General features: G+C 51.4%; 19 protein-coding genes and 1 pseudogene. 10 read left to right on the top strand and 10 right to left on the bottom strand.

The annotated features are described in order from the left end of the window. Window positions 1-154 precede the first annotated feature (154 nt). Window positions 155-1,816 carry a methyl-accepting chemotaxis protein gene (gene tsr / locus J4613_RS07745; RefSeq protein ID WP_000919519.1) on the top strand — a complete coding sequence of 554 codons (1,662 nt, stop codon included), beginning with the start codon at window positions 155-157 and terminating at the stop codon, window positions 1,814-1,816. Between the two features lie 112 nt (window positions 1,817-1,928). Here the strand turns inward: tsr and J4613_RS22655 are convergent. After that, window positions 1,929-2,003 (bottom strand): annotated as a pseudogene (locus tag J4613_RS22655) (GNAT family N-acetyltransferase); the annotation flags it as partial. Window positions 2,004-2,139: 136 nt separating this feature from the next. Between J4613_RS22655 and J4613_RS07750 the strand changes: the two are divergent. The 7 genes from J4613_RS07750 (at window position 2,140) to J4613_RS07780 (ending at window position 9,638) form a co-directional block, all read left to right on the top strand. After that, on the top strand, window positions 2,140-4,905 hold the full coding sequence (locus tag J4613_RS07750) for a sigma-54-dependent transcriptional regulator (protein ID WP_001622134.1): 2,766 nt from the start codon (window positions 2,140-2,142) through the stop codon (window positions 4,903-4,905). Between the two features lie 101 nt (window positions 4,906-5,006). Continuing rightward, entirely contained in the window at window positions 5,007-5,429 is a 423-nt protein-coding gene (locus J4613_RS07755) for a PTS sugar transporter subunit IIA (RefSeq protein ID WP_000820693.1), read from the top strand. Window positions 5,430-5,443: 14 nt separating this feature from the next. Beyond that, window positions 5,444-5,905 carry a PTS system mannose/fructose/N-acetylgalactosamine-transporter subunit IIB gene (locus J4613_RS07760; protein ID WP_000634727.1) on the top strand — a complete coding sequence of 154 codons (462 nt, stop codon included), beginning with the start codon at window positions 5,444-5,446 and terminating at the stop codon, window positions 5,903-5,905. 25 nt (window positions 5,906-5,930) lie between these two features. Further along, complete coding sequence (locus tag J4613_RS07765; RefSeq protein WP_000228863.1) at window positions 5,931-6,710, top strand: PTS mannose/fructose/sorbose/N-acetylgalactosamine transporter subunit IIC; 780 nt, start codon at window positions 5,931-5,933, stop codon at window positions 6,708-6,710. Then, window positions 6,688-7,536 carry a PTS system mannose/fructose/sorbose family transporter subunit IID gene (locus tag J4613_RS07770; RefSeq protein ID WP_198871410.1) on the top strand — a complete coding sequence of 283 codons (849 nt, stop codon included), beginning with the start codon at window positions 6,688-6,690 and terminating at the stop codon, window positions 7,534-7,536. The genes J4613_RS07765 and J4613_RS07770 overlap by 23 nt, the downstream gene beginning before the upstream one ends. Before the next feature lie 12 nt (window positions 7,537-7,548). Then, window positions 7,549-8,610 (top strand): SIS domain-containing protein, encoded by a 1,062-nt coding sequence (locus tag J4613_RS07775; RefSeq protein WP_111742489.1) that lies wholly within the window; start codon window positions 7,549-7,551, stop codon window positions 8,608-8,610. Between the two features lie 17 nt (window positions 8,611-8,627). Then, window positions 8,628-9,638: an SIS domain-containing protein gene (locus J4613_RS07780; RefSeq protein WP_023236864.1), complete on the top strand. Its 1,011-nt coding sequence runs from the start codon at window positions 8,628-8,630 to the stop codon at window positions 9,636-9,638. A gap of 133 nt (window positions 9,639-9,771) precedes the next feature. On the opposite strand, the gene opgB is transcribed toward J4613_RS07780, so the two are convergent. The 6 genes from opgB to J4613_RS07810 all read right to left on the bottom strand — a co-directional run bounded on the left by opgB (window position 9,772) and on the right by J4613_RS07810 (window position 15,477). Next, window positions 9,772-12,063 carry a phosphatidylglycerol--membrane-oligosaccharide glycerophosphotransferase gene (gene opgB / locus J4613_RS07785; protein WP_111742488.1) on the bottom strand — a complete coding sequence of 764 codons (2,292 nt, stop codon included), beginning with the start codon at window positions 12,061-12,063 and terminating at the stop codon, window positions 9,772-9,774. 282 nt (window positions 12,064-12,345) lie between these two features. Continuing rightward, the gene (locus J4613_RS07790; RefSeq protein WP_001090314.1) at window positions 12,346-12,807 is read right to left on the bottom strand and encodes a DUF2501 domain-containing protein; all 462 of its coding nucleotides are present in this window, start codon (window positions 12,805-12,807) and stop codon (window positions 12,346-12,348) included. A gap of 57 nt (window positions 12,808-12,864) precedes the next feature. After that, on the bottom strand, window positions 12,865-13,602 hold the full coding sequence (gene dnaC / locus J4613_RS07795) for a DNA replication protein DnaC (protein ID WP_000799924.1): 738 nt from the start codon (window positions 13,600-13,602) through the stop codon (window positions 12,865-12,867). A 2-nt stretch (window positions 13,603-13,604) separates the two neighbouring features. Further along, window positions 13,605-14,144: a primosomal protein DnaT gene (gene dnaT, locus J4613_RS07800; protein ID WP_000098578.1), complete on the bottom strand. Its 540-nt coding sequence runs from the start codon at window positions 14,142-14,144 to the stop codon at window positions 13,605-13,607. A 92-nt stretch (window positions 14,145-14,236) separates the two neighbouring features. Beyond that, window positions 14,237-14,710 (bottom strand): threonine/serine exporter, encoded by a 474-nt coding sequence (locus J4613_RS07805; protein WP_000511329.1) that lies wholly within the window; start codon window positions 14,708-14,710, stop codon window positions 14,237-14,239. Continuing rightward, window positions 14,701-15,477, bottom strand: coding sequence for a threonine/serine exporter ThrE family protein (locus J4613_RS07810; protein WP_001727653.1), 777 nt, complete (start codon window positions 15,475-15,477; stop codon window positions 14,701-14,703). The genes J4613_RS07805 and J4613_RS07810 overlap by 10 nt, the downstream gene beginning before the upstream one ends. 712 nt (window positions 15,478-16,189) lie before the next feature. Between J4613_RS07810 and J4613_RS07815 the strand changes: the two genes are divergently transcribed. Both J4613_RS07815 and bglJ read left to right on the top strand, forming a co-directional pair. Beyond that, the gene (locus J4613_RS07815; protein WP_000936666.1) at window positions 16,190-16,915 is read left to right on the top strand and encodes a LuxR C-terminal-related transcriptional regulator; all 726 of its coding nucleotides are present in this window, start codon (window positions 16,190-16,192) and stop codon (window positions 16,913-16,915) included. Next, window positions 16,876-17,550, top strand: coding sequence for a DNA-binding transcriptional activator BglJ (bglJ, locus tag J4613_RS07820; protein ID WP_080193244.1), 675 nt, complete (start codon window positions 16,876-16,878; stop codon window positions 17,548-17,550). The genes J4613_RS07815 and bglJ overlap by 40 nt, the downstream gene beginning before the upstream one ends. 50 nt (window positions 17,551-17,600) lie before the next feature. Here the strand turns inward: bglJ and J4613_RS07825 are convergent, their stop codons facing one another. The 3 genes from J4613_RS07825 to J4613_RS07835 form a co-directional block, all read right to left on the bottom strand. Next, entirely contained in the window at window positions 17,601-18,059 is a 459-nt protein-coding gene (locus J4613_RS07825) for a YbaK/EbsC family protein (RefSeq protein ID WP_000058276.1), read from the bottom strand. 150 nt (window positions 18,060-18,209) lie between these two features. Then, entirely contained in the window at window positions 18,210-18,998 is a 789-nt protein-coding gene (fhuF, locus tag J4613_RS07830; RefSeq protein ID WP_080193243.1) for a siderophore-iron reductase FhuF, read from the bottom strand. A 120-nt stretch (window positions 18,999-19,118) separates the two neighbouring features. Beyond that, on the bottom strand, window positions 19,119-20,183 hold the full coding sequence (locus tag J4613_RS07835; RefSeq protein WP_080193242.1) for a diguanylate cyclase: 1,065 nt from the start codon (window positions 20,181-20,183) through the stop codon (window positions 19,119-19,121). Window positions 20,184-20,318 lie beyond the last annotated feature (135 nt).

The raw sequence follows: 20,318 nt of genomic DNA on the forward strand, positions 1-20,318 counted from the left end.
TGATTGAGATCACGATATAAAATGGGACGATCCTTGTTGCGCGGGGCGTCATAACGACTTAACTGAGCTAATCGTGATATTAATGGCGCGCATCCCATAAAGTTTTCCCTTTCCAGGCCGAAAATTCTGTATCTGTCTAGCGGAAAGAGAAAACATGTTAAAGCGAATTAAAATTGTTACCAGCTTACTGCTGGTATTGGCGCTATTTGGCCTTTTACAACTGACATCCGGCGGGCTGTTCTTCAACTCGCTGAAGAATGACAAAGAAAACTTCACCGTATTGCAAACCATTCGTCAGCAGCAGTCTGCCCTGAATGCAACCTGGGTGGAACTGTTGCAAACGCGTAATACCCTGAATCGCGCGGGTATCCGCTGGATGATGGACCAGAGCAATATTGGCAGCGGCGCAACTGTCGCTGAACTGATGCAGGGGGCGACCAATACGCTGAAGCTGACCGAAAAAAACTGGGAGCAGTATGAGGCGTTACCGCGCGATCCACGTCAGAGTGAAGCGGCTTTCCTTGAGATCAAACGAACCTATGATATCTACCACGGCGCGTTGGCAGAGCTTATTCAGCTTCTTGGCGCGGGTAAGATTAACGAGTTTTTTGATCAACCGACTCAAAGCTATCAGGACGCTTTTGAGAAGCAGTACATGGCCTATATGCAGCAAAACGATCGTCTGTACGATATTGCTGTTGAGGATAACAACAGTTCCTACAACCAGGCGATGTGGGTACTGGTCAGTGTGCTGATTGCCGTTCTGGTGGTCATTATCGCCGTCTGGTTCGGCATCAAACTGTCGCTTATTGCCCCGATGAATCGTCTGATTGAAAGCATTCGTCATATCGCCAGCGGCGATCTGGTGAAGCGTATCGACGTGGAAGGCTCCAACGAAATGGGGCAGTTGGCTGAAAACCTGCGTCATATGCAAAGTGAACTGATGCGTACCGTTGGCGATGTACGTAACGGCGCGAATGCGATCTATAGCGGCGCCAGCGAGATTGCGATGGGTAACAACGATCTCTCTTCCCGTACTGAGCAGCAGGCAGCGTCTCTGGAAGAGACCGCCGCCAGTATGGAACAACTGACCGCCACCGTGAAACAGAACGCCGAAAACGCCCGTCAGGCCAGTCACCTGGCATTGAGCGCCTCTGAAACAGCGCAAAAAGGCGGCAAAGTGGTGGATAACGTCGTACAAACAATGCGCGATATCGCCTCCAGTTCGCAGAAAATCGCCGATATTATCAGCGTAATCGACGGTATTGCTTTCCAGACCAATATCCTGGCGCTGAATGCGGCGGTAGAAGCGGCGCGCGCAGGCGAGCAGGGACGCGGGTTCGCGGTGGTAGCCGGTGAAGTCCGTAATCTGGCCCAGCGTAGCGCGCAGGCGGCACGAGAGATCAAGAGTCTGATTGAGGATTCCGTGAGCCGTGTTGATGTGGGGTCGACGCTGGTCGAAAGCGCCGGTGAAACCATGGATGAGATCGTCAATGCAGTGACCCGCGTGACCGATATCATGGGCGAGATTGCCTCGGCGTCTGACGAGCAAAGCCGTGGTATCGACCAGGTGGGCCTGGCGGTAGCGGAGATGGATCGCGTAACGCAGCAGAACGCCTCGCTGGTGGAAGAGTCCGCCGCCGCGGCTGCGGCGCTGGAAGAGCAAGCCAGCCGTCTGACCCAGGCCGTCGCGGTGTTCCGTATTCACCAGCAACAGCAGCGAGCGCGTGAAGTGGCTGCGGTAAAAACCCCGGCAGCCGTGTCGTCACCAAAGGCCGCAGTGGCCGACGGCAGCGATAATTGGGAAACATTTTAAGGGCGTAGTGGTGAACAGTCGGCCTACAGACGACCGTAGGCCGGATGAGATGTTCACACTTTTGCCTGATGGCGTAGCGCTTACCAGGCCTGGCAGTCCGCGCAGGCCGATTTTAAACCAGCATCAGGCGCATGGCGCAGCGTGATTCATACGCCAGGCCGTGCGCCGCTTCCTCCTCTCTTTTCTGATATCGCGCGCTAATCCAACGTTGAGTGAAGGTGTGCGGTGATCCACAAAAAATGAATAAAGCGAGAGAACGCACGGCAGGAGAGCCTTGTTTCGCGGCATCATAATTGCTGATGTGGTAATCGTGAGAGGATACGATGCGCAAAGATGCCCTGCTTGCTTTCCTGATGAACCAAACGGATTTTTTTGATCCGGAAAATGTCAGTGAGGTGTTTACCGCGCGCTATCTGGCGCAGCGTTTTAATATGCAGCGCAATACCGCCAGCCATTATCTGAACCAACTGGTGGCGCAGGGCGTGCTCTGCAAAATCAATACCCGTCCCGTCTATTTCCTGCATAAGCAGGCATTTAGCCAACAGTTTTTTACCCTTTCGCGTAATGAATACGCCAGCGTCGCGGAGCTGTTAGCGCACGGGGAACAGGAGTGCGCGCCGGACGATCACTTTTCCCTGTTGATTGGCCATAACGAAAGCCTGAAGCGGCCGATTGAGCAACTGAAAACCGCGCTGTTTTATCCCGACGGCGGACTGCCGCTACTGATGACCGGCGAAAGCGGCACCGGGAAAAGTTATCTGGCGCAGCTCATGCACGAATATGCCATCGCCCAGGCGCTTCTGTCGCCGGATGCGCCATTTATCAGTTTTAATTGCGCCCAGTATGCGAGCAATCCCGAACTGCTCGCGGCGAATCTTTTTGGCTATGTGAAGGGCGCGTTTACCGGCGCGCAGAGCGACAGACCGGGCGCGTTCGAGGCGGCTGACGGCGGCATGTTATTCCTGGATGAAGTCCACCGGCTGAGCGCCGAAGGGCAGGAGAAGCTCTTTACCTGGCTCGATCGTGGTGAAATTTATCGGGTAGGCGACACCGCGCAGGGGCATCCGGTTTCGGTACGTCTGGTATTTGCGACGACCGAAGAGATACACAGTACCTTTCTGACGACATTTTTGCGACGCATCCCGATTCAGGTCAACCTGCCGGATCTCCAGCACCGTAGCCGCCAGGAAAAAGAGGCGCTGATCTTACTGTTTTTCTGGACGGAGGCGAAAAAACTTTCGGCCACGCTTACCCTCAAACCGCGTTTGTTGCAGATCCTCAATCAATATGTTTATCGCGGCAACGTCGGCGAGCTGAAAAATGTGGTGAAGTATGCGGTGGCGACGGCATGGGCGAAAAAGCCTGGGCAGGAAACCGTTACCGTGTCGCTGCACGATCTGCCGGATGCCATGCTGTCGGCATTGCCGTCACTGAATGAACCGCTGGCGGACGACACGCCGGTGAGCATCTCGCCCGACACGAACCTTACCTGGCTGCTGCGCGCCCGCGACGAGATGCAGGGCATGATCCATGATACGCAGTGTCATGTGCTGGCGCTGTACGAGCTGGTACGTAGCGGGAAAGAGGGGTGGGAGACGGTACAAAAAAGAATGGGCGATGAAATTGAAACCCTCTTCGATCGCCTGATTTTTACCGGCGACGATAATGTGCACTCACAGCGGTTGCTGTTAATTACAAGCCAGGTGCGGGAAGAGTTTTATCGTCTGGAGAAGCGTTTCAATATGCAGCTTAACGGCAACTGTATTTACGCGCTTAGCCACTATTTAATCCATCGTACCGCACTGGCGCCTTCTCGTCTCAACAGCGAGCAGATCCGCCAACTGGACGCCTTCCTCGCCCAGAAATATCCGCTGCTGTACAGCTTCTGTTTACAAATTCTGGAGACGCTGGGCCAGAAGCTGGATCTGGAGCCGAGACGCATTGATATGCTGCTGCTGGCGCTTTGGCTGCATAAACAGGGGGCTAACAACCAAAAACAGGTGACGCATGCGGTGATTCTGGCGCATGGCTATGCCACCGCCAGCAGTATCGCCAACGTCGCCAACCGGTTACTGAAAAATACGATTTTTGAATCGTTCGATATGCCGCTGGACGTCACGCCGGAGGCGATAGCGCAGCAGGTGATGCGCTATCTGGAAGAGCATCCGCTCGCCTCCGGCCTGATGATTCTGGTGGATATGGGATCGCTCAAGGCCATTCATCGTCATTTTGATCGCGCGCTTTCCACGCCGGTGACGATTATCAACAACGTCTCGACCAGCATGGCCCTGTATGTAGGGGAGCGTATTTTACAGGGGCATTTTATTGAAGAGATCGCCCGCGATATCGCCCGGGATGTGCCGGTCGAGTATCAGCTCTACTGGCCGAAAAGCAACAAACCGCGCGCCATACTGACCACCTGCGCGACCGGTATCGGGGTGGCGACGAATCTTTGCGCATTACTGAGCGCCAGTATTCCGCAGGCGCTGGAGATTGACGTCGTCGCCTGCGATTATGCGATGCTGGCGAGCAATAAAACCCAGGAGCCGGTATTTATGCGCTACGACGTACTGGCGATAGTCGGCACGCTGGACCCGCACATAGCCAGCGTGCCGTGGATTTCGCTCGACTCGCTGATCTCCGGCGAGGGGAATCACTATCTGATGCGGCTGTTTGGTTCGCTGACCACGCCGGAGCAGGTGGCGGAGATCAACAACCTGCTGCTGAAAAACTTCTCGCTCCGACGAGTGATCGAATCCGTCACCATCCTCGACACCAGCAAAGTCATCAACCATGTTGAGCAGTTTCTGCTGCGCTATGAGCATCTGGCGGGCGTTACCGTCTCGAATGAAAGAAAGGTGGCGCTCTATGTGCATATTAGTTGCCTGATTGAGCGTCTGATCCGCCATGCGGGCATTACTGCTTATAGTGGACAACAGTGTCCGGAACAGGAACTGAATCGGCTACGGGAAGCGTTTAGTGTCATTGAGAGTAACTACAGTGTCAAAATCCCCACCGCCGAGCTTGGCTATATCCATAATATCCTGACCTTCGAAACAGAACTTATCGAGCAAGATCAACAGTTTTAACGATTTCCCTCTGTTAACCCGCATCTTTTTTCGGCGCGCCACTTTTTCTGGCACGCCGCTTGCTCTCTTTTATCACAGTGGAATGTGTTTTAGAGGTCAGGATGAAGAGACATTATATTTTCGCCAGCCACGGCACGCTGGCCAGCGGAGTTTTAAACTCCGTGGAGCTGATTTTAGGCAAACGGTCAAATGTCTGGACGCTGTGCGCTTACGTTGAAGAGAGCGTGGATTTAAGCCAGCAGGTAGATACGCTAATTGCCCGGATCCCGCCGGAAGATGAAATTATTGCGCTGACCGATATTTTTGCCGGCAGCGTGAATAACGAATTTGTCCGTTATTTATCACGAGAAAATTTTCATCTGCTGGCAGGGATTAACCTGCCGCTGGTTATCGATCTCTTTATGTCGGAAAACGATGGCAATACCACTCATACCATAATGACGGCGTTAGCGGATTCAAAAGAAAATATTCAGTACTGCAATCAAACTATCACCAGCGCCATGCAAAGCGATAAAGATTTTTAAGGGGAGGAAGCGTCATGATTGTTTTTTTACGGGTGGATCATCGTTTATTACATGGACAGGTCGCCTTTTCCTGGACGCAGTACGTTGGCGCAGACTGTATTTTAATTGCCAACGACAGCGTACCTAATGATGACCTGCGTAAAACCACCATTAAAATGGCGAAGCCGCCCGCGGTGAAGCTGGTTATTAAAAATATTGCCGATTCAATTGAAGCAATAAAAAGCGGCGTTACCGATAAATATAAACTTTTTATTGTTGTTGAATCCGTGGCGGATGCGTACCGGCTGGCGCGCGAATTACCCGACATTAAAAGTATTAATTTAGGCGGCACGAAGGTACGTGAAGGGAGTCAGAATATTGCTAAAGCCATCAATCTGTTAGCGGATGAAATGACTCAACTTCGGGAGCTGGCGGCTGACGGAGTAGAGATAGAAATTCGGCTGGTGCCTAACGATCGTAAACAACTTTTTGCCTGAGCGGATACCCTCCTGAGGACATATTATGGTAGAGGCGCTTTTACTTGGACTGGTGGCGTTTATCGCCCAGTCTGAATATGCATTAGGGACGTCGCTGATTTCCAGACCTATCGTGACCGGACTTTTAACCGGACTGGTGCTGGGCGACATGGAAACCGGAATTGTGATGGGCGCGACGCTGGAGTTGGCGTTTATCGGTTCCTTTTCGGTGGGCGCGTCGCTGCCGCCGGATGTGGTCACTGGCGGTATTTTAGGTGTGGCCTTTGCGATTAATTCCGGCGCTGGGGCGGAAACCGCGCTGTTATTAGGTTTGCCTATCGCGACACTGGCGTTAATTGTGAAAAATATCTATAACGGAATGTTTATTCCGTTGCTCTGTCATAAAGCCGATGCTTACGCTGAGATGGGGGATACCCGGGGCATTGAGCGTATGCATTTAATCTCCGGCATTGGGCTGTCGCTGACGCTGGGGATTATCGTCACGGTCTCTTATTTAGCGGGCGTGAATATGGTTAAAGGTTTTCTGGATGCCATTCCAGAATTTATTAAACATGGATTAAGCGTTGCCACCGGTATTATTCCCGCGCTGGGTTTTGCCATGCTGGCGCGCTTATTAATTAATAAAAAGGTCGCCCCCTATTTTTTCCTCGGTTTTGTTTTAATGGCGTATTTAAAAATTCCGGTGACGGGTATTGCGATTCTCGGCGCGATCGTCGCCGTCGTGATGGTCAATATGCCGAAATTTGCGGCCTCGCAACCGGCACCTGCGCAAGGAGCGTCTCATGACGATGAAGATGATTTCTGATAAAGACCGCCAGCAGGCGGAAACCACTGGTCTGGTCACCGCGCGTGATTTACGCCGCGTCTTCTGGCGGTCATTCCAGATGGAGTTTTCCTGGAACTATGAACGACAAATGAACCTGGCGTTCGTCTATACGCTCATTCCGCTATTAAAGAAACTGTATAGCCGAAAAGAAGATCTTGCCGAAGCGCTAAAACGCCATCTGGCTTTCTTTAATACCACGCCGCACATTGTGACGTTGATCCTCGGTATTACCGTGGCGATGGAGGAGAAAAATAGCCAGCAGAAAGAGATGGACGCCAGTTCTATCGATAACGTCAAAGCGTCGTTAATGGGGCCGCTGGCGGGTATTGGCGACTCTTTTTTCTGGGGAACATTGCGTCTTATCGCCACTGGCATCGGTACCAGTCTGGCGCTGAAAGGCAATATTCTGGGGCCGATTTTATTTCTGCTGGTGTTTAACGTACCGCATATTCTGGCCCGCTGGTTCTTTACCCGCTGGGGCTATGTGCTGGGAACCGGCGTACTGCAACGCATTCAGCAAAGCGGAATGATGGAAAGCCTAACCTATGGCGCCTCGATTATCGGTCTGATGGTGGTTGGCGCGATGACGGCCTCCATGATTGATATCACCATTCCCATTACGTTTGGTACGGGAGAGGCGAAAACCCATGTTCAGGACATTATTAACGACATCATGCCTTGTCTGCTGCCGTTAATTAGCTTCGCCATTGTGTACTGGCTGTTAGGGAAAAAAGTGAAACCGTTAACCATCATTGGCGGTATTGCGCTGGTGGGAATTTTCGGTTCCTGGATAGGGTTATTTTAAGAGGGATACACAATGTCACCAACCATGCTGACCTATATTAACGAAGAGTCTGACGTCCTGGCGAATATTATTCGCTGCCATCGCCAGTCGCTGGAAGAAGTATCGCGGTTCGCCAGCCAAAAAACGTTACGACGAATCCTGATATTAGCCACCGGATCGTCATTGAATGCCGCCTTTTGCGCCCGTTATTTCTTTGAGTGCTGCGGTATCTCTATCGATATTAAAGAGCCGTACACCTTTAGCCAGTATGAGAATAGCGATCCGCAAGCCGATATGGTTATTGCTATTTCCCAGAGCGGGAAAAGCGCTTCTACCCTGGAGGCGATGCGTAAAGTTCAGGCGCAGGGACGTCCGGTATTCGCTCTGACCGCCGATCCGCAAAGCCCTCTTGGCAAGGCCAGTGATTATCCACTGGATATTCTGACCGGGATTGAGTCCGTCGGCTTTGTTACCCGTGGATTTAGCGCGACGGTATTGAATCTGTTGCTTATCGCGTTGTTAATTGCCCGTCAGCAGCAGCGACTGACGGAATCGCAGGTCGAGGAGTATGTGGCGCAGCTTCAACGTATCGCGGCAACCCTGCCGTTGGTTATCGTGCGTACGGAAGCGTTTATTCACCAGCACCAGGCCGTTTTACGAAACGGGACGCGTTTTGTGGCGACAGGCTACGGCGCGCTGGTTGGGGTGGCAAAAGAGTTGGAAACTAAATTTACCGAGACGGTGCGTGTTCCCTCAAGCGGGTTTGAGCTGGAAGCCTATATGCACGGCCCGTATCTGGAAGCCAATGCGGAACACGTGATGTTCTTCTTTGAGGACCGGCCCGACGCGCGCTCCAGGGCGCTACGGGAGTATATGACGCCTGCGGTCGCCAAAACCTTTACTCTCACGCTGGCGAAGGCGGCGCAGGATGACCAGACGCTTGCGCTGGATGTAGCGGTTGATCACCATTTCTCGCCATTACTGTTGATTGTGCCGGTACAACTCATGGCGTTTCATATCGCCTCACTGAAAGGCATCGACCTTTCGGTACGCATTTTTGACGATTTCGATCGCGTTTTAAAAAGTAAAATCTGAACAATCAGGAGAAAAATATGTTGGGTTTTAATCAGGACGAGTACCTGACGAGTGCTCGTGAGATCATCGCTGCGCGCCAGAAGGCAGAACAGGTTGCTGACGAGATTTATCAGGCCGGGTTCAGTTCTTTATTTTTCGCCTCTGTTGGCGGTTCACTGGCGCCAATGATGGCAATTAATGAATTTGCCAAAGAATTAACAACGTTGCCGGTTTATGTTGAGCAGGCGGCAGAATTAATTCATAAAGGAAATAAGCGGCTGAATAAAGACTCTGTGGTTATTACGCTGTCTAAATCCGGCGATACCAAAGAATCGGTGGCGATCGCCGAGTGGTGTAAAGCGCAGGGAATACGCGTAGTCGCTATTACCAAAAATGCGGACTCTCCGCTGGCGCAGGCGGCGACATGGCATATTCCGATGCGTCACAAAAATGGCGTGGAATATGAATATATGCTGCTGTACTGGCTGTTTTTCCGCGTGCTGTCGCGCAATAACGAATTCGCCAGTTACGATCGCTTCGCCAGCCAACTGGAAATTCTGCCGGCGAATCTGCTGAAAGCGAAACAAAAATTTGATCCGCAGGCGGACGCTATCGCCAGCCGTTATCATAACAGCGATTATATGATGTGGGTCGGCGGCGCGGAGATGTGGGGCGAGGTCTATCTGTTCTCCATGTGTATCCTGGAAGAGATGCAGTGGAAGCGCACGCGCCCCGTCAGCTCTGCGGAATTTTTCCACGGCGCTCTGGAGCTGCTGGAAAAAGACGTTCCGCTCATTCTGGTGAAAGGGGAAGGGAAATGCCGCGTGCTGGATGAACGCGTTGAGCGTTTTGCCAGTAAAATTACCGATAACCTGGTGGTGATTGATCCGAAAGCGTATGCGCTGGACGGTATTGATGATGAGTTCCGCTGGATCATGGCGCCGTGTGTTGTTTCGACATTGTTAGTTGACCGACTGGCGGCGCACTTTGAGAAATATACCGGCCACAGTCTGGATATTCGTCGTTACTACCGTCAGTTCGATTATTAACAGAAAGGGGCGTGTAGCATATACAGTGCCTGATGGCGCTTCGCTTATCAGGCCTGTGCGCCAGTTTATTGATAAAGATGATGTGTAGGCCGGGTAAGGCGCAGCCGCCACCCGGCATATATGACATTCTCTTTTAACTTTCAACATTCACCACTTTGATCTCCACCATGCCAATCCCCAATTTGCGCGGCGAATGGCCCAAAATATTACCTTCGTTGGTGGAGACGGGAGCGGGCGGCGCAATGACTAAGGTATTCGCGTCCGTCGGGTTGTTGAAATGCAGCGTGATAGTGGACACATCGTGACCCAGCACCAGCGTCTGTTCTTCGTTGCCTACGCGTACCGGAATCGGTCGATTCGCGTTGTCGCCGAAGGCTTTGGCGGTGATCACCAGATCAAACTTTTTCGGCAGTGGCGCTTTATATTCGATTTTAACCTCATCGCCCAACTGCGCATTTGACCAGCGGCCCCAGGACTCCGGCCGGGAAATGCCGCTAAACTGCTTCACCTCCTCCGGCGCGCCCGCCACATTAAAGATAAAGCTATCGGCTTTATAACGAATATCGTTATCGACAATCTTTAAGGTATCGACGTTGCCTTTGTAGCGTTCCATATCGATCATCGTGTCTTTAAACGCCGTCTTACCCTGCCACTGCGCTTTATCGACATGCTGTACGGTTTGCTGCCCGCCAAGCTGCCCCTGCGAGACGCACCAGTCGGTGGAGAGCGCCAGCGCCGGCGCCCATAGCTGCGCCATTTTGTAGCAGCGATCGATCCAAACGAAATTATCGCGCGGGGCGAAGTCGGCCAACTGGAACCGTAGCGGAGCGGAGTATTCACTTTCCGGTAACGGTTCAACACGCTTATCCGATACGCGCAGTAGTAACGGCAGGCGGAAGTGGCTGCCGGAAAACGCGATCGTGTTTTTGTCCCGATCGATAGTGAACGCTTTTATCTCTTTCGGGAAATTCCACAGGCGAATGATATCCGGCTTCATCGCCAGCACTTTCTCTTTTACATTCAGGAACACTTCCGACAGCGACTGCCCGGAAAGGCTGCTACGTCCCAGACCGATAAAATTATCGCCGCCGAGAATATCCAGCACCGTTGCGCCGTTGTCCATCGTGTTGCGTTTGACCGCCAGCGTCTCCTGCTGTGGTTTATCGCCGCGCAGAATGAAAAACAGATTGTTGCGATCTTGCTTATTCAGGTATTTCCAGGCCGTATTGTTCATCGCCAGATGGTCGGAAGAGACGACGATAACGGTATCTTTAAACCACGGTGACGCTTTGATTTTGTTGATAAACTCGGCGATGTTTTCCTGGCTGCAACTTACGGCGCTAAAGGACTGGTTGGGCTTGCCGTCGTAATCGTAGCGTTTGCGGTTGCAGGTGCGTGAGATAAACCCGTCCGGGTGGTGAGTATCTACGGTCAGCGTAAACAGCGAAAAACGCTGGCCTGAGCGGGAAAGCGCTTCAAATTTCTTCCATGCCTCATCGAGCACCGTATCGTCGTAGAAGCCCCAGTCGTTACGATAAGACGGGTCCGCCACCACCGTTTTTAGCTCTTCAGCGCCGTACAGATGATCAAATCCGTGTGATTTCAGGAACACGTCTTTCCCGGCAAAACGCAGGTTAGCGCCCTGCACGAAATAGTTCTGGTAGCCGGAGTTTTTCAGAATATCACCGAGGCAGATATTCTGCGGGAAGAAGCTGGAAACCGACGCTGAGGCATTGCCCTCAAACGGCGCAAACAGCGGAATACCACACTGGGAAGCCACCATCCCGGCGATGGTGTAATCCGTTCCCGGCAGTTGCATGGTATGGCTGAAATCCAGCCCCTCATTTTTCAGCGCGCCTAACTCTGGCGTGAGATTGGGGAACGCGTCATTATCAAAATAGGTCCGTTCCAGGCTCTCGCCGTAGATATAGACCAGATTGAGCTTCGGATTAGGAATGGTTTTTGCTGGTTCTTTATAATAAACGGCAAAATCCGGATCGCCATCGCGCATTTGTGATTTTACCAGTTCGGTGATCTGGCGAAACGCCGGGCTGGCGTCGACCGAACCTAACGCCAGCAGTAACGCCAGCAGGCTGTAACCGACATGATGAGGATGGTGACGGCGGCGGCGTAGTATCCATCCCAGCGCGCCAAATACCGCCACTAACGCCAGGGCAATGCCGATTCCCGGCAGAATATATTTGCCGACTCCCGCTCCCGTCAGACTATTCGTGAGCGTATAAAGCACTGCGTCGTTGATCCCGTCGCCGGTAAAATAGTCGCTGGCATACAGGGTAATATTCAGAATGACAAAAAGTCCCAGCACCGTGAGAGTGGCGGCAAACCACCAGGTGTTACGGCCCGCCTTCCAGGCATATATCAGCACAGAGGCGAGAAACAGAGCGACAGAGAGCAACTCGGACAACTGACGATCCTCAATAAACCAGGCTTATCGCTGGCAGGAAAAAATTTCTAACAATGTAATAGCGATGTCACATTGCTGCAATTCTAATAACTTTACACGGCGCTGTTATTTAGAATGAGTTTAGAAAGTTGGTTTTTTGATCGGCATCACTTCCTGCCATAGCGGTTAATAACAGGAAAAGACGAAGAGAAAAATCGGGTTAATGCCGTGTTGGCGGGTAAAGGGCCAAAACACGGCTTTTATCAGGGCGTCCCGGCGTGGCGCACGGTCAGAAAAACGCAGTCAGGAGAGGAAATTCAGCCCTTGCTGCAACACCAGATCGCAAGCTTTGGTTTTCACCTTTTCCGCCAGCGGCGTACTGCCGATATTATTGAGGTTCAACTGCTGGCCGTCCTTCGTCTTGAGCAACCCTTGCAGGCCGTTCAGGTAGTTAGTGTCCTGCTCCTGCTGTGTGGTATCCAACCCCAACTTGTTCAGAATCTGATTTTTAACGTTTTCCACGTTGGTAGCGGACGCCAGTTTCTGTTTGGCGCAGTACTGCAAAATACCGGCGGCATTATTCATATTATCGGCGCTGAGCGACTGGGCACCTCTGCTGAGCAAACCGGTTAGCGCAGAAAGCGACATCCCGCCCTGCTGTGCGTTCGCGCCCTGAGCGCTTAGCTGACTGGCGGCAATACCGCTGGTGGAAATCAGTACGCTGGCGATCGCCGCGCAGCACAGAACATGTTTCGCTGTATTCATGGTAATCACCTGTGTTATGCCAGCCAGGCGTCGTATCGCCCTGGAGCACGTTGCAATTTAATACTCTTTACCTGTCACCCGGCTGCGGTAACTGTCCCAGGTAAAATTAACCCATAAACTGTTGCCGAGACGCATACGGTCCATGACGCGTTCGCCAAGCATTTTCGTCATCTCTTCCATATTGCTGTTCGTCAACATGCCGGTGGGACGTTTTGACGAGGAACGACGATCGACAATTTGATTGATGATCACTTTTTCATAGCGAGATTCGGTCTGCACGCCGATCTCGTCGATCACCAACAGATCAACGTTACTCAGATCGTTAAGCAACTGCTCTTCGCTGGTTTCCCGATTGCTGAACGTGTCTTTCATCGCTGACATAATATCCGCCACGGTGATAATCAGTACCGACTTTCCGCGCAGCAGCAGCTCGTTACAAATAGCCGCGGCGAGATGGTTTTTACCGGTTCCCGGCTTGCCGGAAAAGACAAAGCTGGCGATATTGCCGTCAAATTCATCAACGTACTGTCGGGCTTTGCTTAACGCGTTCATTTGTCCGTCGCACTCAACCCGATAGTTATCAAACGAACAGTTTTGATGCAGCGGTCGAATGCCGGAACGGTTAAAGGTGCGCTGCATTTTCATCGCCCGATTTTCCCGCGCCAGCGCTGCCGCCCGGATCTCGCCTTGCTCTTTCTGCCACGCCAGCAATTCTTCGCCCGTTTTAAACGCCGGCGTAATATGCGCAGGCATCATTTTTTGTAGACGCTGCATCAGGTCGCCAACATTTTTCATCGTTACCCCCTAAAACCTGGTGGAATATGATTGTCAGGTTCGCTGACGCTATTGATGTCGCGCTGCGGCATTCCGCCATTGCTGGAACGGCTGATTTGCACGCTGCGCGCCAGCTTTTGCTGCCACTGGATATGGTGAAAAACCTTACCTTCCGCCTGCCAGTAGGCGATAAACGCCGCCAGCTCTTCTGCGGTGACCGGCTCCCGAAGCGCCACGCCCCAAAGGGCAGCCTGACGCTGAAAATCCGCATCCGGTTGCCAGGCGGGATACATGGCGAATTTTCCGCAGGGAATCGCAACGGGGGCGGCTTCGGGTTCTTCGTAAAATTGCGCGTCTAACGCCACATCGCTTCCCGGACGTGATAACTTTTCTTCAAGCGCCAGCAGTTCAGCCATGCGTGCAGGCGTCACGGCATAAAAGGCAGGCGCATTATTAGCGAATACCGCCACTGCGCCGCCCGTTGACTTCGCCAGCACAGCATGATGATCGTGTAAAAGGACGTCAATACCGATGACGTCCGACGTTAAAATTCTGGAAGACATAATGTTTCTCAATATGGAACAACAACCGAGAAGGGCGACTGTTTTTATAGTACCACACAGACCTGTAAGAACAGCAGGAGGCGTTCCACCAATCACACGCGGGGGCGTTTGCGGTACAGCCATAATCCCGGTACAGAGAGGCCAATTGAGAGTGCGCCAACAATGGAAGAGGCTTTCAGAAAATTGGTCAGCAGCGTGATCATCATCGGTTCGCTATAGCCCAGATGGCTAATTTTTACTGCGGAAATCATCGCGGTATAGGCGGAAATCCCCGGAAACATCGGGATCACGGCCGCGACGGTAAACACTTTAGGGTGAGCGAGATACCAGCGTGACCACTGAATACCAATACTGCCGACCAGCAGCGAAGCCATAAACGTCGACCATTCGATATTAAAGCCAGCGCTCATCATCAGCATACGCGAGCCATGACCCAGCGCCCCCAGTAGCGCGCACCACGGAAGCGCCCGGTGGGGAACATTAAAGACCATCGCAAACCCGACGGCGGGGATCGCAGACAAGATCATGTCCTGCATTAGCGCCAGTAAAAAGTCGATTATACCCATCCTCGTAGCCCCCATACTGTCATTGACATCACTACGCCCACACAGGTGGCCAGTGTCAACAGGCTGGCGATAGCCCAGCGCGCCAGCCCGGTATTAATATGTCCTTTAAACATATCTGCGACGGAATTAATCAGCGGAAAGCCCGGCACCAGTAGCAGTACGCTCGCCGCCATGGCGATAGTGGGCGTCTGGCTAAAGGCGGGAAGGGTGAGCATCAGCCCGGAAATCGTGGTAGCGACAAAGGCGGTAATGCAAAAATTGATCTGCGGATGTAAATGCCGCTGCGCCAGCATCTGGCGGATATACATGGCTATCATACTGGCGAAAAAGGTGATAACCGCGCCATCCCAGCCGCCATTATTCAGCTTACAAAAGCAGGAGCAGGAAAGACCGACCATAAACGCCACCAGCCAGCGCGGATAACGCAGCGGGCGGAGCTGGCTAAAGCGTTTTTCCACGCCTTTGTAATCCAGCAGACGATGTTCCGCGAGGATAACGATATGCTGAACCTCCGTGACGACGTGCATATTAATGCCGCGATCCTGGTTTTTACGTGTCGATGTCAGACATTGTCCGTCTTTAATGGTCGTCAGGACAATGGCGTTAGAGGAGATCGCGCTTTCGACGCTATCCATACCGAGCGCCAAACCGAGTCGGGTGGAAAGCTCATCAACCAGTGCGCTTTCCGCCCCGTGCTGCAATAAAAGCAGCCCGCATTGAATACATAACCGTGTTACTGCTCGTTGAATTGATTGCTCTTCTTGCATGACTCGTCCTGTCCGAAAAGACATTCTATGCGCCGCCACTATGACAGAGGCTTTCTTTTTAACACGAAGCGCAGGCATGATGGCGTTGGTTAAGATCAATTTCTTGTTGATAAAAACGTCAACCGCCAGACGCAACGCATAAGCTTCCTGAGACGTGCGCTTCGTCACAGGCAGGATATCCTTATGGGCGACGGTTCTCGTATGTCCGTTTCCAGAATAGAGGCATTATGCCAGCCTGGCCGCTCATTTTTGAATCAATGATGTGGTGAATTTTATCAACGATATGCATTAATGGTTTAACCACAATGGCGTGAGCAGCGGGCGTAAAAATAGGCATGACTTAGTGTAATTCGTAGATATTACATGGGTTTTATGGATGGTGGACAGTATTGTTGGGCTTTTGTTTTAGGACTCAGCAATATGAATGAAGGGCGAACTCATATTTTAAATTTATTAATATGATGCGTTTTCGTTAGAATTGCTAATGTGCAAATTTAGTTAATTTAATTGTCTTGCTTCTGGTTTTATGAGTAACTATGCGATAGTGATTTCATGTTTTTGTGCTATGTGGATTGTAGCGCAATCAATGTTAGATATTTAAAAATAAAACAAGGATAATTAATCCACTTGGCCTATATTTCTTTGCGATCATTGTTTATAGTGTTTTTATTAATGGGGCAATGAAAAGTGGCGGCGTGGGTGCGGAGGAATTATGCTGCCAGGATGCTGCAAAAATGGACTTATTATCAGTAAAACCCCTCTTATACAGGAAGGCCTTAAAGGGGCTATAACAGGTAATTTCCCCGATTATAAACTGGCGTATTGTCGTACGATAGAAGAGCTAACGCTGCTACAGCTACGCCGGAGTAATTTAGTTATTGCTGATTTAGCAGTTAACAATGCCTCTTCCCGCGCTATCTGCGAATATTTTTATAGCTTAATCTCGCAATATCGCGACATACATTGGGTATTTCTGGTTCCTAAATCCTGCTATCCACATGCGGTTGATCTCCTGATGGGCCCCGTCAGCACCTTGCTTTCAGACGAAGAGCCAATCGAGAATCTTATTAGCGTTATCCATGCGGGAAACGCTCGCTCAGAAAGAATAAGTAAAACGTTATTATCGCCTCAGGTACCGTCTGAAATTCAGCAGTCCCACGACAGGCCGATTGTCCTTACGCTGTCTGAACGAAAAGTATTACGCCTTTTAGGAAAAGGGTGGGGCATTAACCAAATTGCGGCGTTACTTAAAAAAAGTAATAAAACAATTAGCGCCCAAAAAAATAGCGCCATGCGACGCTTATCAATACACAGTAATGCAGAGATGTATGCATGGATAAACAGTTCTCAGGGAGCCAGAGAATTGAACCTACCTTCGGTATATGGAGAAACCATGGAATGGAAAACAGAATCAGCAAGAGAAATGTTGCGCTCGTAGAAAAATGCGTGATGAGCACCATTGGTATTAAAGGGCTATTTGATGCAATGCCGGATTGCCGACATACGCTTCATATTTTTTCAAAACCATCCGCGTTTTATAAGGCTGCGCTAAAGACGCCGTTTTCTGCCGTTATTTTTTCTCTTTCTGCGTTAAGAACTGAACGCCGGACAGGATTATCCAGCCTGACGGAACTGGCGATAAATTATCCCCATATGCGGCGTCTGGTGATTGCCGATGATGATGCTGAAGCCCGCTTAATCAGCGCATTATCCCCGCTGCCGCTGGATGGGGTCATCAGCAAAGCGTCGCCGTTGGATGTTTTACAGGATGCCTTATTTACATCGCTTAATAGCGCCCGACGGACAACGGAGCGTACAGACAATCTTTGGGAGTTTCACCAGAATTGTATGCTTAGTCCAACCGAGCGGGAGATTCTGCGTTTCATGTCGAACGGCTACTCAATGCCGCAAATTGCCGTCCAGTTAGAACGTAACATTAAGACTATCCGGGCGCATAAGTTTAATGTGATGTCCAAGCTGGGCGTGAGTTCTGATGCCGGGTTACTCGATGCGGCGGATATTCTGTTATATCTGCGCGCCGGCGATGCTACCGCGCTCCAGCATCGGGTATAGCCCGCGCCGGATGCGCCGTGCTTGTTCGGGGAATCAGGGTGCCAGGCACGTTATTGGCACACGTCTACCCAGGTCGCCGATGTCAGTTCAGCCATTCTTTCCGGCGTGATGCGTACCGCGCTGTGCGTGGCGCCTGCGGCAGGCAATACTTCGTTATACCCCTTCAGAGAGATGTCGCAATAAACGGGCAGCGGGTGCTCCAGCCCGAAAGGACATACGCCGCCGACAGGATGTCCGGTTGCATTGACCACTTCATCGCTGCTCAACATACGGGCTTTTGCGCCGAAAGTGGTTTTAAGCTTCTTATTATCCAGGCGGGCATCGCCTTTCGCGACCACCAGGATAATGGTGTCTTTTACTTTAAGCGAGAGCGTCTTAGCTATCTGCCCTGGCTCTACGTTGTGCGCTTTGGCTGCCAGTTCGACAGTCGCTGTACTTTGATTTAATTCGATAATTTCAATATCGGGAGCATGATCGGCCAGAAATTGCCGTACAGATTGCAGACTCATTCTTCTCTCCTGAGACCTTACCAATAGCCACGGTAGACCCAAAAATGGCAAAACGTAATTTGGCATACGGAGAGCGCCGCTGTAAATATAATAATGTGACAGGCCAGCAGCAGTAAGCCGTGACGATAACTGAAGGCAACGTAAAGCGGTTTACTTTAGCGTGCAGTCGCCGCACTGCTGTACGTCAGGTAAGCGGTAACGTTGGCAGCAGGTTCTGCGTACCAGAAGACCGTCGCGCATTACGACGGTCCGCCACAGCGGGTTATCCTGACCGTCGGATAGCTGCTTTTCAAAAAAACAGCGCTGGCGTAGCGTTGCCAGTAGGGCTTCGCCAAGCAGCGGTTTCATCTCAGTCAGATACCAGTTGATTAAATAACCGGTATTGCTCCAGATAAGTTTCGCGTTGATGTCGCCAGTCGCCTCCAGCGCCTGAATGACCGGCTGTAGTGCGGAGACTATTAGCGTTTCCATTCGTTCTTCCGGGGAACGTTCCGTTGCCAGGTTATCCTGATGCACATCAAGCCAGAAACACGCGGCGCGCCCGGTTTCATGAAATTCAACGTGAATATGTTCTGCCGAGACATTGATAGCGCGCGCTTGCGTCAGTAATGCCAGCATCAGCGGCGGCGTCATCAGCCCGATATACCATTGCGCCCACAGGGAGAGTAACGGTTTATTTTCACGTGGCAGGCCTGGCGTGTGCCGATAGATGTGATCGGAATAGGCGGCCAGCAATGAACGAAACGTCGCGGGGCGCGTCCACTGGGCAAGAGTCATCGCCGTTGGCGGCGGCGCTTCATCCAGCCGGATGAAGTCCAACAGGTGCTCACGGGTAGAGGCGATCGTCTCGCGTACTGCGTCCGCCAGCGAGGCGTCTTCCGGCTGGGGAGCGGCTCGCCAGATAATATCGTCAGCAATCGGTGCGGAACGGTAGGCCATAGCGCGGTTTAATGATGTTAATCTAAATGATAATGATTGCCAATCCTATCGATAGCGATAAACGATGGCAAGCGGTTTATGGTTAATGCTGTTGGCGTAGCACGATTACGTCAGCAGGATTCATAGGGCGCGCATGTCGTCGCTGACCAGAATGTGGTTACGCCCAAGATGCTTGGCTTCGTAGAGCGCTTTATCCGCTTTTTCGATAGCGTCTCCGATATTGCGATCCGTCAGGGGCGCAATGCCTATACTGACAGTGACATTGGTGGCGACGCTTTCGTTAAACATATGCGGGATTTTAAGATCGTATACTTCCTGTCGGATACGTTCTGCGGTAGCGCGGGCTTGCTGTGGTTCGGCGGCGGTCAGCAACACCAGAAATTCTTCTCCGCCAAAACGGCAGACAACATCGCGCGATCGCACGGCGTCCCGAATTGCCGCTGAGACGCGAATTAACGCCTGATCGCCCATCATATGACCGTAGTGATCGTTATACGCTTTGAAATGATCGATATCCAATAGCAGGACGTAGTGTTCATGGCTGCCCGGCGCCTGTAACGTATCCAGCCGATTTTGCAGGCCACGGCGGTTATATAAGCCGGTTAATGGATCAAGCATACTCAGGCCATTGAGGGTTTCCCGCTCGGCCAGCAGCTTAAACATGAGCTGTTGGGCAAAATTATCGTAGCGTTTCTGGATAACATGTTGAATAGCGATTCCTACCATTGGCAGGGCCAGCAAATAGAGAATTCGCAAACCTTGTTCATTACCGTTCAGCCACAGGCAGACCGCGACTGGCGGTAGCGAATAGAGCGTAAACGCGACGATATTCGCGGCAAAGGCTATCGAGCCGATAAACAGAACGCTAAGCAGGGAAATCAGTAAAAAAGAGAAATCATAATGGCCTAACGCCGGATACTTTAGCGCAATATGCGCCGCCCATATTCCCCCAAAGAGTAGGGAGATAAAGGGGAGGTTAATTCTTTTTTGTCCATATTTCCCATGCCATATCAACAGTAATACGCTCAGGACCACTATCCCTATCATTGGCGTGCAAAATACATTGATTTGATAAAGGGGGAAAACGAGAGTAAATAGCGCCGACACGGCGTTGAGAAACAAGAAAAGACGTAAAGAAAACTGATACTTCTTAATACGAAGCGACCGCCAGGATGGTGTTGTCATGGGTAATTGTCGTTATTTATCGGTGATATACACGGAATCGGGCGCCAACATGAAAATAACGTATGAGAAAAGGTCGCTTAAAGCGAGGTGTTGTTGTTTTTACGTTAACAGTCGGACAATTTATCACCTTACTGA

Source organism: Salmonella sp. 32020114201800008SM (assembly GCF_017572025.1).
GTDB classification, from domain to species: domain Bacteria; phylum Pseudomonadota; class Gammaproteobacteria; order Enterobacterales; family Enterobacteriaceae; genus Salmonella; species Salmonella enterica.